Source organism: Streptomyces sp. NPDC037013, from assembly GCF_055607265.1.
This window is the reverse complement of the sequence record NZ_JBVJRV010000004.1, coordinates 46,206-60,859: the sequence shown is the minus strand read 5'-3', so window position 1 is coordinate 60,859 and position 14,654 is coordinate 46,206. Positions and strand designations below refer to the sequence as shown.

General features: G+C 71.4%; 16 protein-coding genes and 2 pseudogenes. 12 read left to right on the top strand and 6 right to left on the bottom strand.

Features of this window, described 5'->3' with window-relative positions; all coding sequences use genetic code 11:
- The first annotated feature begins 14 nt into the window (after nt 1-14).
- Both ACZ7DY_RS14825 and ACZ7DY_RS14820 read left to right on the top strand, forming a co-directional pair.
- Nucleotides 15-503 carry a winged helix-turn-helix transcriptional regulator gene (locus ACZ7DY_RS14825; protein ID WP_471134750.1) on the top strand — a complete coding sequence of 163 codons (489 nt, stop codon included), beginning with the start codon at nt 15-17 and terminating at the stop codon, nt 501-503.
- A gap of 127 nt (nt 504-630) precedes the next feature.
- Nucleotides 631-1,503: an undecaprenyl-diphosphate phosphatase gene (locus tag ACZ7DY_RS14820; RefSeq protein ID WP_471134748.1), complete on the top strand. Its 873-nt coding sequence runs from the start codon at nt 631-633 to the stop codon at nt 1,501-1,503.
- A gap of 571 nt (nt 1,504-2,074) precedes the next feature.
- Here the strand turns inward: ACZ7DY_RS14820 and ACZ7DY_RS14815 are convergent.
- Nucleotides 2,075-2,302, bottom strand: coding sequence for a hypothetical protein (locus ACZ7DY_RS14815; protein WP_471134745.1), 228 nt, complete (start codon nt 2,300-2,302; stop codon nt 2,075-2,077).
- A gap of 85 nt (nt 2,303-2,387) precedes the next feature.
- On the bottom strand, nt 2,388-2,519 hold the full coding sequence (locus ACZ7DY_RS14810) for a hypothetical protein (RefSeq protein ID WP_471134742.1): 132 nt from the start codon (nt 2,517-2,519) through the stop codon (nt 2,388-2,390).
- Between the two features lie 477 nt (nt 2,520-2,996).
- On the opposite strand from ACZ7DY_RS14810, the gene ACZ7DY_RS14805 reads away from it, so the two are divergent.
- Nucleotides 2,997-3,368 (top strand): type II toxin-antitoxin system PemK/MazF family toxin, encoded by a 372-nt coding sequence (locus ACZ7DY_RS14805; RefSeq protein ID WP_471134739.1) that lies wholly within the window; start codon nt 2,997-2,999, stop codon nt 3,366-3,368.
- 26 nt (nt 3,369-3,394) lie between these two features.
- Here the strand turns inward: ACZ7DY_RS14805 and ACZ7DY_RS14800 are convergent, their stop codons facing one another.
- The 3 genes from ACZ7DY_RS14800 to ACZ7DY_RS14790 form a co-directional block, all read right to left on the bottom strand.
- Complete coding sequence (locus ACZ7DY_RS14800; RefSeq protein ID WP_471134737.1) at nt 3,395-4,396, bottom strand: PI-PLC domain-containing protein; 1,002 nt, start codon at nt 4,394-4,396, stop codon at nt 3,395-3,397.
- Between the two features lie 207 nt (nt 4,397-4,603).
- Complete coding sequence (locus tag ACZ7DY_RS14795; RefSeq protein ID WP_471134734.1) at nt 4,604-5,632, bottom strand: HEAT repeat domain-containing protein; 1,029 nt, start codon at nt 5,630-5,632, stop codon at nt 4,604-4,606.
- A gap of 50 nt (nt 5,633-5,682) precedes the next feature.
- Nucleotides 5,683-6,414: a HEAT repeat domain-containing protein gene (locus ACZ7DY_RS14790; protein ID WP_471136647.1), complete on the bottom strand. Its 732-nt coding sequence runs from the start codon at nt 6,412-6,414 to the stop codon at nt 5,683-5,685.
- A 133-nt stretch (nt 6,415-6,547) separates the two neighbouring features.
- Here ACZ7DY_RS14790 and ACZ7DY_RS14785 point away from each other — a divergent pair, with 133 nt between their 5' ends.
- The 5 genes and pseudogenes from ACZ7DY_RS14785 (at nt 6,548) to lnt (ending at nt 10,245) form a co-directional block, all read left to right on the top strand.
- On the top strand, nt 6,548-6,841 hold the full coding sequence (locus ACZ7DY_RS14785) for a hypothetical protein (protein WP_471134731.1): 294 nt from the start codon (nt 6,548-6,550) through the stop codon (nt 6,839-6,841).
- A gap of 133 nt (nt 6,842-6,974) precedes the next feature.
- Nucleotides 6,975-7,154 (top strand): hypothetical protein, encoded by a 180-nt coding sequence (locus ACZ7DY_RS14780; RefSeq protein ID WP_471134728.1) that lies wholly within the window; start codon nt 6,975-6,977, stop codon nt 7,152-7,154.
- Between the two features lie 4 nt (nt 7,155-7,158).
- A pseudogene (locus ACZ7DY_RS14775) lies at nt 7,159-7,638 on the top strand (NUDIX hydrolase); the annotation flags it as partial.
- Nucleotides 7,639-7,758: 120 nt separating this feature from the next.
- Nucleotides 7,759-8,313: a nuclear transport factor 2 family protein gene (locus ACZ7DY_RS14770; RefSeq protein ID WP_471136646.1), complete on the top strand. Its 555-nt coding sequence runs from the start codon at nt 7,759-7,761 to the stop codon at nt 8,311-8,313.
- 225 nt (nt 8,314-8,538) lie between these two features.
- Entirely contained in the window at nt 8,539-10,245 is a 1,707-nt protein-coding gene (gene lnt / locus ACZ7DY_RS14765) for an apolipoprotein N-acyltransferase (RefSeq protein WP_471136644.1), read from the top strand.
- Here lnt and ACZ7DY_RS14760 read toward each other — a convergent pair.
- Nucleotides 10,169-11,074: a Gfo/Idh/MocA family protein gene (locus tag ACZ7DY_RS14760; protein ID WP_471136642.1), complete on the bottom strand. Its 906-nt coding sequence runs from the start codon at nt 11,072-11,074 to the stop codon at nt 10,169-10,171. The genes lnt and ACZ7DY_RS14760 overlap by 77 nt on opposite strands.
- A gap of 480 nt (nt 11,075-11,554) precedes the next feature.
- On the opposite strand from ACZ7DY_RS14760, the gene ACZ7DY_RS14755 reads away from it, so the two are divergent.
- From ACZ7DY_RS14755 to ACZ7DY_RS14740, 4 genes and pseudogenes are all read left to right on the top strand, one after another.
- Complete coding sequence (locus tag ACZ7DY_RS14755; RefSeq protein WP_471134725.1) at nt 11,555-12,301, top strand: FG-GAP repeat domain-containing protein; 747 nt, start codon at nt 11,555-11,557, stop codon at nt 12,299-12,301.
- A 74-nt stretch (nt 12,302-12,375) separates the two neighbouring features.
- Nucleotides 12,376-13,098, top strand: coding sequence for a helix-turn-helix transcriptional regulator (locus ACZ7DY_RS14750; RefSeq protein ID WP_471136641.1), 723 nt, complete (start codon nt 12,376-12,378; stop codon nt 13,096-13,098).
- Nucleotides 13,099-13,257: 159 nt separating this feature from the next.
- Entirely contained in the window at nt 13,258-13,938 is a 681-nt protein-coding gene (locus tag ACZ7DY_RS14745) for a Pvc16 family protein (protein ID WP_471134722.1), read from the top strand.
- 51 nt (nt 13,939-13,989) lie between these two features.
- Nucleotides 13,990-14,643, top strand: a pseudogene (locus ACZ7DY_RS14740) (ATP-binding protein); the annotation flags it as partial.
- Nucleotides 14,644-14,654 lie beyond the last annotated feature (11 nt).

Sequence of the window (14,654 nt, the reverse complement as noted above, 5' to 3'; positions counted from 1 at the left end):
CCTACACTGCCCGCATGAAGGATCCGCGCCCCTGCTCCATCGCCGACGCCCTCGCCCTCGTCGGCGAGAAGTACTCCCTGCTCGTCCTGCGCGAGGTGTGCCTCGGCAATGAACGCTTCGACCAGCTGGTGCGCAACATCGGCGCGCCCCGCGACGTCCTGACGACGCGCCTGCGCCGCTTGGTGGAGGCGGGTGTCCTGGAGAAGGTGGAGTACAGCGAACGGCCGCGACGGTTCCTCTACCGGCCGACCAGGGCCGGGCTGGAACTGGAGCCGGTCCTGATGACCCTCATGGCCTGGGGCGACCGCCACCTGCGCGGGGACGGCGACCGCCCGATGGTCCTCGAACACTCCTGCGGGCACGAACTGGTGCCGGTGGTGACGTGCGCGGCCTGCGGCGACGCGGTCCACCACGACGACCTCACCGCACATCCACAGGCGCCGGGCTGGACGAGGGAGGGCCCCGCGGCGCGGTCCGCGGTCGGCCCTCCCACTGTCCCGTAACCCAGGACCGCTACGCTGCCCCACAGCGAGGGACGTGATCACCCCCCGCCCTCAGGCATTCGCCCGCATTTGACCGCTATGCCCGCATCCGCGGCCTGATGATCAGTACTTGGACGGCGCAGTTCACATGTCTTGGCTTGAATCCTTCATCCTCGGACTCGTCCAGGGACTGACCGAGTTCCTCCCGATCTCCTCCAGCGCGCATCTGCGGCTGACCGCGGCGTTCGCCGGCTGGCACGACCCGGGGGCCGCGTTCACGGCGATCACGCAGATCGGCACCGAGGCGGCCGTGCTGATCTACTTCCGCAAGGACATCGCGCGGATCCTGTCGGCGTGGTTCGGCTCGCTCTTCGGCAAGGTGCCGCGCTCGGACCACGACGCCCAGATGGGCTGGCTGGTCATCGTGGGCTCGATCCCCATCGGCGTCCTCGGGGTCACGTTCAAGGACCAGATCGAGGGCCCGTTCCGCGACCTCCGCCTGATCGCCACCACCCTCATCGTGATGGGCATCGTCCTCGGCATCGCCGACCGCCTGGCGGCCCGCGACGAGACGGGCGGCAGGCACCGCGCCGCCCGGCACCGCAAGAGCCTGCGGGAACTCGGCGTCAGGGACGGCCTGATCTACGGCGTCTGCCAGGCGATGGCCCTGATCCCGGGCGTCTCCCGCTCGGGCGCCACGATCAGCGGCGGCCTCCTTATGGGCTACACCCGCGAGGCCGCGGCCCGCTACTCCTTCCTGCTCGCCATCCCGGCGGTCCTCGCCTCCGGCGCGTACGAGCTGAAGGACGCGGGCGAGGGCCACGTCTCCTGGGGCCCGACGATCTTCGCCACGATCATCGCGTTCATCGTGGGCTACGCGGTGATCGCCTGGTTCATGAAGTTCATCACGACGAAGAGCTTCATGCCGTTCGTCTACTACCGCATCCTGCTAGGCATCGTCCTGTTCGCCCTGGTGGGCACGGACGCACTGAGCCCGCATGCGGGGGAATCGGCGGGGTGAGCCGGGGGCATGGCGCTAGGAATCAGGCACATTTCCCTATGAGTTTCTAACGTGAACGCGTAGATACGTGCAGAGCGGTGCAGCGTCTTACAGGGGGCTTCTCCCAGAAATCTCCCAGTCGATCACTCGTCATGGACGACACCCTCCGGCCCGCCCACTTCGGAGGTGGACTCAACACCCGTTCACGTTGCGCCCCTTGCCGGATGAGGCGGCAGGGGGTGCGGCTCACCCTTGAAGTCCCCGAAAAGGTCAGCCTTCCACGTGCCCAAGCGCGAGATGAACTTGGCGGCATTGACGCGTACAGCGCCTGCACAGCGGCGAAGTCAACCGCCACCACCAAGCCGGCCGCACTATCCAGGCCACGGGCGTCACCGGTACGGGCGTCTGCGTGCGGCGTGGTCGCTGTGGGGTTGGGGTGCCGTAGGGGTGGATGACGTTGCCGTCCGTGTAGGGGGTGTCGGGACGGCGGCTGCGAGGTGGGGTTTCCTTGAGGGCTTGGCCGCCGGTGAACAGGTCGTCGAGATGGAAGGCCAGGTTGCACAGAGGAGGCGTAGGCGGTGCCCTTCGGGGCCTATGGCGTGCACCTGGTCGGCGCTATGGGTGGTGAAGGCGACGTGGCCTGGAGTTCCTCGGGTGTGGCGGTGACCGGCTGCTTGCACCCTTCTTTGAGGCGCCGGTAGGGAGTGTCCAGCCAGGTCTTTGTGTCCGGGGTGTCCGGGGCGGGGGCGAGTTCCCCGGGTGCGTACCCGCCGCTGCTGTCCTCGAAGTCGACCAGGACATCGTCGTGGGCGGTAATCATGACTACTTGGCCCACGTGGACACCGCGTTGACACTGCCTTTGCTACCCCTGGCGTAGTTGTTGATCGCCTTGTCCCACAGGCGCATCACGTAACCGTTGTAGGGTGGTTGGCCTTGTTGCCGGTGGAGCCGCCGCGCTTGATGTGCTCGAGCCCGTACTTGCGATTGCCCACGCGGATCAGGGTGTGTTCAAAGTCCGCGATGAACCAGCGGTACACCTTCGCCGATCCGGGCCCGCTGCGGGTGTTCTTCGTGCAGGCCTGGTCGAAGTCGCAATGCCATGACTTGGGCTTGCTCTTGTGAGCTTCGACGTCTCAGTCACGCCGTCCGCCGCCGATTTGCCCGTTGCCCTCGGTGTCGACGGCTCCTGGCCCCACCGCCGCCCCTGCCGGCGCTCCAGGCGGTGGCGCCGCGCCGCCATACGAGCTCCGTAGGGCGGGCATCCTTGAGGCTCTGGTGCCGCACTAGATGCCACGCGAGGAAAGCGCTGAAGTGGGAGGCTTCTTCGAAGGGCTCGAGAAGGCGATCGCGGGCTCGTCGGATGGCAGTGGCCAGCGAGCCCCGGCCCCGCTCCCCTTTCCCTGACCCGGTGACGAACTCTTCTCCCGCTATATACGCCCGGGCCGCGAGCCGTCCGCAATGACGAGTGCGTATTGTCGCGTCAGGTCGCGCAGCGTCTGCGTGCCGTCCTGTGCATGGGAGGACTTGTGCAACGTGGCGAAGTCTGGTGGGTCCAGTTCGACGAGCGGAGATTGGTCGTACTGCTGTCAGGTGACGACGCGTCCGGGTTCCAGGTGATGCAGGTCGTCCCTCCGGCGGGCCTCGACATCAGCGGTCTGGGCATCGAAGTGGCGGTCGGCGCCTGTGAAGGGCTGCCGCTCGACGGCGTGTTGCGGCTAGCGTTACCGCGTCCAGGGCTCACCCCGTGCACGTGGCTGACCACCGTGTCCCGGGACGATTTATTGGAGCGGGCGGCCGTCCTGTCCTCCAGGAAGCTCAGCGAGATCGACGATGCCCTCCGGCTTGGGGGCATGCATACCGGGGCCCGGCCACTCCTAGGTGAGTGAGGGGTCGGGCCCCCGGTGTTCCGGGGTCAGTTGCCGAAGGGGATGTCCTTCGTCGTGGCCATGCGGTGGGTGTCGGGGTGGGCGGTGACGAAGTCGTGGATGTGGGCGATGGCCTCCTTCGCGGAGGACTCGTCCTTGCCGCAGCCGCCCGTGCCCGAGACGCCGTCGGGGTAGCAGGAGGCACGGTGGCCGTAGATCAGGCCGTCGGCGTTGCCGCCGGAGGGCTCCAAGAGGCGGTCGGTCGCCTCTTTGTCGCCGGCCGCGGTCGTCCAGCCGAAGACGCGGGCCAGTTCGCCGCGGTCCCGCGCCTGTGCGCCGAGGCTCAGCTGTTCCCGGACCTTTCCGAGCACGGTCGGCAGGCCGAGGTTGAACAGGCCCTTGTCCATGACGCGCTGGTTGTTCGCGACGGCACCGCCGTACTCGCCGTACTGCCGCCGGACCTCGTCGAAGTCGCCGCTGATGTCCACGCCTTCGAGGTCGTTCAGGTCGCCGCTGACGTCCTTCCAGCCGGCCTTGCCCGCGGTGCCGTAGAAGCCGTAGAGGACCCGGACGCCCGCGCTCTCCAGCTTGGTGCGGGCCATGTCGCGCAGGGCCGCGACCGAGCAGTGGCGCCACGTCGCGTCGCCGCTGTCGCAGTAGTCGGGGTTCTTGATGTCCAGCCAGACGAACCCGACGTTCTTGCCCGCCCGACGCTGCTCCGCGATGCGGTCGAACATCGCCGCCATCGTGTCGCCGCCGCTCGTGGGCAGCCCGTCGTGATCGGCCCACCAGCCCTTCTTCCAGGCGGTGGCGTCGATCTCCATCGCGTTGGCCCCGTGGTCGAGCGCCTTGTCGACGCCGCCGACGGTCAACACCCGGTGCGCGATGGCCCAGACCGGCCGCTTGGTCTGCGCCCGGGTGCCGGATTTCGCCGCGTCGTCGGTGGCGGCCCCGGCCGGCGGGGCGGCGAACCCCATCACCAGGGCGCCGCACGCGGCGGCCAGCATCGCGGCTCGAGCGGTCGAGCGACTGCGGGCACGAGGTGTCACGGTTGTCTCCCCATCCGTTCCTGTGCGCTCGGTCCTGGGCGCGCCGCAAGGAGGCGGCACCCAGGGAAAGGAGCGCGCCGGGTGCTGGTCTCCACACCCGGCCTCAGCTGGCCCACCTGCCCATCCCGTCGCAGGTCAAACATGGCCCTTCGTGTGTCTGTTCGAGGGGGTGGAGGTGGTGGTGACAAAGCTTGGTCGCGTAGCGCGTCATCGTCCTTCGCGCAGTCCGAGGACGTACGTCGCGGTGAGCGCGACCGCGCGGTCCTCGTCATGTGCCAGCTCCGCGAGGGCACGTGACGCCGTCGTACCCGGGATGTCCGCGAGCGCCTGGGTCAGCCGGCGACGCGCGGACAGATCCGCGGACACATTCGCCGACAACTCCGCGGAACCGTCGGCCAGGCGGTCGACGAGCGCGGCGGCGATCCGTTCCGCGTCGGCGGGACCGTGCGCCAGTGCGCTCAGCGCGTCGGCCGCGTCGACGTCGTTCGTGTCGCTGACGACCATGTCGACGAGTACCGGGACCGCGTCGGCCACTCCCCTCGCTCCGAGCGCCAGAGCCGCGTAACCGCGGACCACGGCGTCGGAACCGGCCAGCGACTCCCGCAGCAGTGCGGTCGCCCCCTCGTCCGGGATCTCGGCGAGGCACTGGACCGCGCGTCGGCGTACCGCTGCGTCCGGCGAGTCAAGGCCCTCCGCCAGCAGCGCCCACCCCGCCTCGCCCGACCGCGCGAGGGCCCACCGGAGGGCGCCCGCGACATTCGGGTCCGTCTCGCTCAGCACCGCCTCGACCAGTGCCTCCACCGGCACCGGAACCTCGTCGACCGCGGACAGGGCCGCGCGCTGCCGCCGGTCGGCGCTCGGCGAACCCAGCGCCTGGAGCAGCGCCACGGTCTGCAGGACGTCCTCCCAGCCGGCGGGTTCCGCCGCGTCGATACGGCGGAGGCGGGTGAGCAGTTCCGTCTCGGCCGCGATGCGTTCCCGCGTCTGGCGGATGAGACCGTCGACGAGTTCCGCGGGGGCGAAGCCCGGATCGTCCAGCGCCCGGCCGACCTCCCGCAGGGACAGCCCCAGCGACCGCAGGCTCTCGATGTGGAAGATCCGCCGGATGTCCTCGCCGGAGTACTCCCGGTACCCGCCGCCGCTACGGCCCGTCGGCCGCACCAGACCGAGCGACTCGTAGTGCCGGAGCATGCGGGCGCTGACCCCGGACCGCCGTGCCACTTCCCCGATGAGCACCGCTCGTCACCTCTCCGGCCGCCCGTGGTCAGGCCGGCCCGCATCGCGTTCTAGTCGGTCGTATTCTCGCCGGTCGTGTTCTCGCCGGTCGTGCCGAGCACCGCGATCCGCTTCGCCTCCTCGACGGCGAACTCGAAGCCGGCGTCCGGATCCCGCAGCATCCTCTCCGTGGCCGCCGCGTGCGCACGTACGCGCGGGTCCTGATCCCTCATCGCCTCGTGCAGCGTCGGCACGATCACCTCACCGAGCCCGATCAGTGCCCGGCTCAGACTCAGCTGCGTCTCGCGCCCACCGCGCCCCAGCTGCGTGGCGAGCACCGCGGCCAACTCGCCCTCCTCCTCGTCGGGTACGAGCACGACCGCCGCCCGCCAGGCACTCCGCGCCACCTCGTCGTCGGCGTCACGGAGCAGCGCCGGGGTGATCGCCGGCCACGCCCGCCGGTCCCCGATCTTGGACAGCGTGTGCAGGGCCTGACTGCGCGCCTGCGCACGCTCCGAGGCGAGTTCGCCGACGAGCAGCGGGACCGTCACCGCCGCCGGGTGGCGGGTCAGCGCCCATGTGAGCATTTCACGCACGGAGAACTCGGGTTCGACCGCGCACCGTTCGACGAGCCGGTCGACGCAGTGCGGGGCCGGAGTCGTCCCCATCTCCAGCGCGGCCCGCAGCCGTACCGACGGGCGGCCGTCCGTCAGCCCCGCGAGGACGCGCACCGTGTTCGCGTCTGTGTGGGTACCCGTATCCGTGCTCGTGCTCGTACCTGTGTCCGTGCCCTGTAGTGGCATCGTCACCGCGACCACCTCCTTGATCGAAGTGAAGAGCTTGTCACCGTGTCAGGGTCAAATGGACGGTGCCCGGCGCCGCGGCGGGAACCATCACCGGAGCCGGCGGCGTTCTTCTACCCGAACGATCACATACGTGGTCACAAGGCACGTGGGGAGCGGGCAGTTGCGGGACGAAGCACGGGAGCCGGAGGCCACGCGGCCCTGGTGGGCGGGGATAGGAGCGGTGGGAGGGGGAGTCCTCACCGGTATCGGAGCGGTGCTCTTGGTGTGGCTCTTGGTGAGCGGGAAGAGCATGGAAGACGACTGGGGCGTCTATTACGGAACGGGCAGAATCCTCGCCGTGGGCTGCGTGATCGCCGGGACGACGCTCATCGTCCGGCGCCGCGGCGGTGATTCCGCGCGGGCGTCCGGTTCCGACCGGGACTAGGCGCGCCGCAGGGACGCGGCGCGCATCGACCGCCGGGCGCCCGGATCCGGGCGGCCGGCGCGATGATCACGCGGTGGAGGTGTGTGGTAGCTGACAGTTCCGATTGTCCAAGCCATCCCCTAGGGTTGTCTCCATGCCCTTAACCCCTCCCTCCCATGGTTCCGCGCGGTCTTCTGCCGAACTGAACGAGCGGATCCGCGGCCTGTGGCTGCGTGCCGGCGGCCGGCTCTCCCCCGAGCAGCGCCGGGAGTACGAGCACCTGGTGACCGAGTGGGCCGCCGCCGTCCGCCAGGAGATGGTGAAGGCCGCGTAGGGGGGTGACGGCGGAGAGAGCGGGCGCGGAGCCGCGCGGACGGAATGGTTCCGAGCCGCCGGTGAGGGCGTACGGCGTCGAGGTCGCGCCCGACGTACGCGTGCCCATCCCCTCCGCCGGCGAGATCTGGACCGTCGGCGCCGTCATCCTCAATGAGCGCGGTCAGGCGTTCGCCCAGAAGCGTTCCCCCGGGCGCCGCCTCTTTCCCGACAGCTGGGACATCGTCGGAGGCCATGTCGAGCCCGGCGAGACCCTCTTGGAGGCGCTCGCCCGTGAGATCGAGGAGGAGACCGGCTGGCGGCTGCGGCGGATGCGGCGTTTCCTCGGCGTGGCCACCTGGACGGGTGACGACGGCGGCGGCCTGCGGTACGAGGCCGACTACGTCGTCGAGGTCCGGGGAGACCTCGACGCTCCGGCCCTCGAATGGAGCAAGCACAGCACCTACGCCTGGTTCGGCCCCGCCGACCTGCGGCTGCTCAAAGAGAACCGTTCGCCCGGTGAGTTCCTCATCCATGACCTGATCAGCCGCGCGCTCGCGGTCACGCCAACTCTTCCTCCCTGCACGCCCCTTGGCGCGGCACCTCCCGTGCCCAACACTGAGCCGATGACGCAGCGTGTGGAACTCGCCGCCGTGATGGACCGGTTGGCCATCGACGCCCTCATCACCGAATACGCGGTCACGGTCGACGACGGCGATTGGGACGCCTACCGAGAGCTGTTCGCCCCCGGCGGGCGCGCCGACTACCGCTCCGCGGGCGGCATCGAGGGAGGGGCCGACGAGATCGGCGCATGGCTGGCGGAGACCATGCGGATGTTCCCCATGCGCCAGCATCTGATCACCAACCGCCGGCTGGAGCTCGGAGCGCTGGAGCAGGACATCGGCGACACCGCGCGCGTGCAGGCCGACTACGTGAACCCCATGCGATTCGCCGAGCAACCCACGTCGTCGCCGGGTACGCCCGACGCATCCACATCCGCGTCGCCCTCCTCGTCCGCGTCGAGCCCGCCGACCGCGCCGGATTTCGTCTGCGGCGGCCGCTACGTCTTCGTACTCGTGCGGATGCACAGCGGCTGGCGGTTGCGCCAGGTGGTCGTCACGGAGAAGTGGCGCCAGACGGCCCTCGGACGGCAGCGGCGCGAGCAGGCCGCCGGGACGTGACCCTCTCTCGGGCCTCCTCCCTCTCAGGGCCTTCCCCCTCGGGGCCTTCCCGAGGCTCCCACTCCCGAGTCACCGGCCGCCCTGGCCCTCTTGGCCGTCCACTGTCCTAGATCGTCCGGGGCGCGCACACTGGAGGTTCACCCGGGCGTCGGGGACCGAGGGAGGCGTTGCATGGATCTGTTGGGCGACGACCGGTGGGAGCGGCACAGGCGGCACGCCGTCCGGATGCTCGCGTCCCGCCGATGGCGGGGCGGCATCGCCGTGGCGGCCGGGGCCCTGCCCGCCCTGGCGTTTCCCGCGCCGTCGCTCTGGTGGTTCGCGTACGTCGCCCTGGTGCCCTGGATGCTGCTCGCCGCGTCGGCCCCGACGGCCCGTCGGGCCGCGCTCGACGGCTGGCTCGGCGGCCTCGGCTTCATGGTGGCCGTGCACCACTGGCTGCTGCCGAGTCTGCACGTCTTCACGGTCGTCATCGCCGCGCTGCTCGGGCTGTTGTGGGCGCCCTGGGGCTGGCTGGTCCGGCGCTGCCTCGGTGGGACGCCGACGCCCGGGCGCGCCGCGGCCGCCCTCGCGGCGCTGCCCGCCGGCTGGCTCATGGTCGAACTGGTCAGGTCGTGGGAGGGGTTGGGCGGCCCGTGGGGGGTGCTCGGCTCCAGCCAGTGGCAGGTGGCGCCCGCGCTGCGGCTCGCCTCGGTGGGCGGCGTGTGGCTGGTCAGCGTCTTGGTCGTGGTCGTGAACACGGCGGTCGCGCTCCTGGTCGTCGCCGTGCGGGTGGAGAAGTCTCGTACCTCCCGAATACCCGTGCGCACGGCACCGACGCTCACAGGCCCACGCTCCTCGGGCACCCCCGTCACCCCAGCCACCCCCATCGCCCCAGTCTCCCCACTCACCCCAGTGCTACCGACCACCGGAGGCGCCCCCAGCGCGGCAGTCGTCCCCGCCGTCGCCGGTCTTCTTGCCGTCGTCGCCGCGACGGCGACCGCCTGGGCGTGGGCGCCGCGCCCCGAGCCCGCCGGACGCGTCCACATCGCCGTCGTCCAACCGGGTGTCATCGACGGCGTCACGGGCGCCGAGAAGCGGCTGGCCCGCGAGGAGGAGCTGACCCGCGAGCTGGCCGGGCGGGACCTCGACCTCGTCGTCTGGGGCGAGAGCAGCGTCGGCTTCGACCTCGCCGACCGGCCCGACGTCGCCCGCCGGATCGCCGCGCTCTCCCGCGACGTCGGCGCGGACATCCTGGTCAACGTCGACGCGCGCCGCTCCGACCGGCCCGGCATCTTCAAGAGTTCCGTCCTGGTCGGACCGGACGGCCCGACCGGCGACCGCTACGACAAGATGCGGCTCGTGCCCTTCGGGGAGTACGTGCCGGCGCGCTCCCTGCTCGGCTGGGCGACCTCCGTCGGCAAGGCCGCGGGCGAGGACCGCAGGCGCGGTGACCGGCAGGTCGTGATGGACGCCGGGCGCGGCCTGCGGATCGGCCCGCTGGTCTGCTTCGAGTCGGCGTTCCCCGACATGAGCCGGCAGCTCACCCGTGACGGCGCGCAGGTGCTGCTCGCGCAGTCGTCCACCTCGTCGTTCCAGTCCAGCTGGGCGCCCCGGCAGCACGCCTCGCTCGCGGCGGTGCGGGCCGCCGAGACGGGCCGGCCGATGGTGCACGCCACGCTCACCGGCGTCTCCGCGGTCCACGCACCGGACGGCTCCCGCGTAGGCGCCCCGCTCGGCACGTCGGCGAGTGCCGCGGCGGTCTACGAGGTGCCGCTCGCCACGGGTACGACGCTGTACGTCCGGTGGGGCGACTGGGTCGTCCGTGCCGCGGTCGTCGTCCTGCTGGTGCTGGGCGCGACCGACGGCGTACGGAGCCTCAGGCGGCCTGCTCCCGCGCGGCCAGGACCACGCGTTCGCACAGTTCGTGAGTTGCCAGTGCGTCCCGGGCGCTGAGGACCTCGCCGGCGCGGACGGCGTCGAGGAAGCCGAGCACCACCTGCTCGATGCCGCGCTGCCGGGCCACCGGCACCCAGTCCCCGCGCCGCCGCAGGGTGGGCTGGCCCTTGTGGTCGACGACCTCGGCGAGGTTGATCACCTGCCGCTTGGAGTCCTGGCCGGAGACCTCCAGGATCTCCTCGGTGGAGCCGCTGAGCCGGTTCATCATGCCGATCGCGGTGAATCCGTCGCCGGCGAGCTGCAGGACGACGTGTTCCATGAGGCCGTCGACGGTGCGGGCGCGCACGCCGACGTGGTCGATCGGCCCCGGCACCAGGAAGCGCAGCGTGTCGACGACGTGGATGAAGTCGTCGAGCACCAGCGTGCGGGGGTCCTCGGCCAGCCCGACGCGGTTCTTCTGCAGGAGGATCAGCTCGCGCGGGTGCTCGGCACACTGGGCGTAGCCGGGCGCGTGCCGGCGGTTGAAGCCGACGGCGAGGCTGACGCCCCGTTCCTCGGCGAGGTTCACCAGGCGCTCGGATTCGGCGAGTTCGTACGCTATGGGCTTGTCGACGTAGGTGGGTACGCCCGCTTCGAGGAGCCGGGTGACGATCTCCGGGTGTACGGCGGTCGGCGCGTGCACGAAGGCGGCGTCGAGCCCCTGCGCGAGCAGCGCGTCAAGGTCCGTGTGGCAGCGGGATTCCGGGATGTGGTGGGTGGCCGCGACCCGGGCGAGCGTGGCGGGCGTGCGGGTCTGCAGATGCAGCTCGACCCCTGGCCGGGTGGTGAGCACGGGCAGGTACGCCTTCTGCGCGATGTCGCCGAGTCCGATGCAGCCGATCTTCAGGGCTCGGTTGGCGCTGGGGTTTGCGCTGGTGTCCACCGCTTTGACCTCATCATTCATGTGGGGGCAGAGCTCTGCCTCGTCCCGCGTGTCTCTTGCCGGAACTCTGCCATGCCCGAACCGCCGGGCCGCACGGGCGCCCGGTACGGCCGTCGGTGCAGCCGTCCGGGTCCTTTCGGCGCGCCCTCGGTACAGCTGTCGGCGGTGCGTTCCGGGCCCCGTCCCGGTGGGCGGGCGGACGTCGGGCGTCCCAGTCCCGCATTCCAGGCGGACGATGTTTTCCCAGGTCAGCGCCTATTTCTGCGTTCCAGTGTCCCCAACTGCCCGGCGTTCCTGGCCATCGGGACGGGTCGGCCCACAAGCTCGGTCCGTGCTCATCGGGCACACCGCCACGCCCCACAGCGACAACGCCCCCGCGTGGGGCGTGGCGGACACCCCGGTGGTCCGGCACGGCTCAACAGCAACGACATCGGGAGTTCGTACATGCTTCGCAAGCGCTCACGTCTCATCGCCGCCCCGGTCGCGGCGGTCGCCCTGACCCTGACGGTCGCCGGATACCAGGCCAGCGCGGCCGGGTCGGCGGAGTCGAAGGACACGGGAGACTCCGCGGCGGCCGCCCGGGTGGCCGGTCCCTGTCTGGCCGATGCCACGACGCTGCTCGGCGACCTCGACGGCGACGGCAACCCGGACAAGATCACGAACCCGGGGCTCACGGGCACCAAGATGACCGTCCAGTGGGGCGCCGCGAACGGCACGTTCGGCTCCAAGCAGAGCGTCGGCAAGCCGGCCGGCGTGAAGCGGGGCGAGGTCGCGACCGCCGCGGTGGCCGACTTCCGGAACGACGGCACCCTGGACCTGGTCGTCAACCTCGTCACGCCGTCCGGTGTGGACGACCCCGCGACCGCACGCGTCGCCGACTACCGCCCGGGCCCCCTCAAGCGCTCGAACCTCGCCTCGGCCCACACCCGCCACCTCGACATCGGCGACGCCAGTGAGGTCAAGGAGCTGCGGATCGCCGACTACGGCCACGACGCCTACCCGGACCTCGCGGCGCTCAGCAATGCCGGCGACGGCGTGTGGGAGCGGAGCGTCCGGCTGACGAAGCCGGGCAGCGGCCCGGGCAAGTACAACCAGGATCACCAGGCGAAGTACGGCGAATCGGGCACCCCTGCCGAGCCGCCGGCCATGCCGGGCGACGGCTGGAAGCACTTCTACAAGTCCTGTTCCTGAGCCCTACGTCGTCAGAACCCGAGACCAGAGTCCGAGACCAGAGTCCGAGACCAGGGGAAGATCGCTTGTCCAGTTTGCTCACCGCCCCCGTGGCGCCTGCGACGTCCGCGACGCGCATGATTCCCGCGGCGCCAGTGACGTCCGCAGGACCGGCACCGGCGCCGGCACCTTACGTACCGAAGACGCACCGGGTGCGGGTCGCCGTCACCGCGCCCGATCCGATCAGTCGCGAGGGTGTCCTCAGTCAGCTCCGCCGCCACCCGGAGATCGAACTCTGCGGGGAGCCCGGCCCCGCCACCGTGGCCCTGATCGTCGAGGACCAGCTGGACGAGGCCGCGCTCACCCGGCTGCGGCGGACGGTGCGCAGCGAGGGCGCCCGCGCCGTGCTCGTCGCGGGTACGGTCCGCGAGCACGAGCTCCTTGACGTCATCGAGTGCGGGATCGGTGCCATCGTCTGGCGCCGCGAGGCGACCGCCCAGCGCCTGCTGCAGGCGGTGCTGACCGCCGCGAAGGGCGGCGGCGATCTGCCCGCCGACCTGCTGGGCCAGCTCATCGGCCAGGTGCGGCGGCTGCACCGGGGCGGCGAGGAGCAGCCGGGGCTCTTCCTCAGCTTCACCAAGCGGGAGATGGACGTGGTCCGGCTTGTGGCCGAGGGGTTCGACACCGCGGAGATCGCCACGAAACTGTCGTACTCCGAACGCACCGTCAAGAACGTGATGCACGGCCTCACCACGCGCCTGCACCTGCGCAACCGGGCGCACGTGGTGGCTTACGCCCTGCGCGAGGGCTACATCTGAGCGCCCCCCGGCCGGACGGCCCCGGCGGCGGCCCCTTGAGGCAGAGCGCGCTGCCCGGCCCTCGTCCCCGCCGCCCCTGCGCCCCCGGACGGTGCGCGGAGCACGATCGGTGGCACGGCCGCGATCGCGGCGGGACGAACGGCAGGTGGGAGCGCGAGAGTGATCCACGAGGTGGACGACGTCCTCAAGAACCTCATCGGCGGTGGGGCACTGACCGGCTCCGGCGTCGACGTCTCCTTCGACGTGCCCACCCGCGACTGGGCGGCCCGGCGCAACGCACCCGTGGTCAACGCCTACCTCTATGACATCCGGGAGGACGTGACGCTGCGGCAGCGCGGCCACACCGGGCTGCGCGACGAGCGGAACATCGTCGTACGCCGCCGCCGTCCCCCGCGCTGGTTCCGGCTCGCCTACCTGGTGACGGCCTGGACGAAGACTCCGCAGGACGAACACCGGCTGCTCTCCGCCGTACTGGCGACACTGCTGCCGCACGAGCTGCTGCCCGCCGGGGAACTGCCGGAGTCCCTCCGGCGCCTCGGCCTTTCGGTGCTGGTGACGGTGGCCGGGAACCAGTCGGAGGCCCGCTCACTCGCCGACGTCTGGTCCGCGCTGGGCGGCGAGCTCAAACCGTCCCTCGACGTCACCGTGACGGTGCCGTTTCCGGCGTACCCCGACTACGACGCGGGGCCGCCGGTCACCGAGGGGGCGACGGTCCGGGTGGGCGGCGTCGACGCGACCACGCCACGGTCGGAGGAGCGCGGGCACACTCCCGGCCAGGTGGCGGCGGCTCGCGCCGCCCGTGAGCAGTCGGCCGACCACCGCCCTGAGCGACGGTCATGAGCGCCTCAGCGGTCGTGAGCGCCTCGTCCGTGGCGGCCGCCGGGCCAAGCCGCTTCCTCCCACCCGACCGCCAACGACCCGCTGGGCGGCCTGTACCTGTCCGGGGAAACGGTGCGTCATCGGCGGGCGGGGGGGGACGGTGGGACGGGTGCGAGCGGTGAGGCATTGCGGACCGTGGTTCCGCGACCGGTGTGACCCCGACGACCGGCTGGCCCGGACCGGCGCCCGGCTGCGCCTGACCGAGCTGGACACGGCGATCCTGCTCATCGCGCTCGCCCCCGATCTCGACCGCACCTTCGAGCCGCTGTACGGCTACCTCAACGACGACGTCGGCCGCCGCCCCGCCACCGTGGGGCTCGCGCTCGGCCTGTGCGGCGCGCCCTCGGACTGCTGACCGTCGAGGAGCCCGAACGGCCGCTCCTCACCCGATCGTTGCGCGTTCCCGACTGGGTCTCCGCGCACACCCTCGGCGACGACACCCCGGATGCCGCACTCCTGGGCCGGCTGCGGCCGATGCCCGCCGTACCCCCGCGGCGGGGCTGGAAGCCCTGTGCTTCTCCGGCACCGCGGACCACGTACCAGAGTTGCTGCGCGAGGCGCGCCTCGGCGGGCGGGCGGGTGGTCCACGCACGCCCCCCTGGTCCGGCCGCCGACGGCTTCGACCTGGCCACCGCCGTGGAACTGGTACAACCGCAGCCGGAACCAGAGCGGGCGTC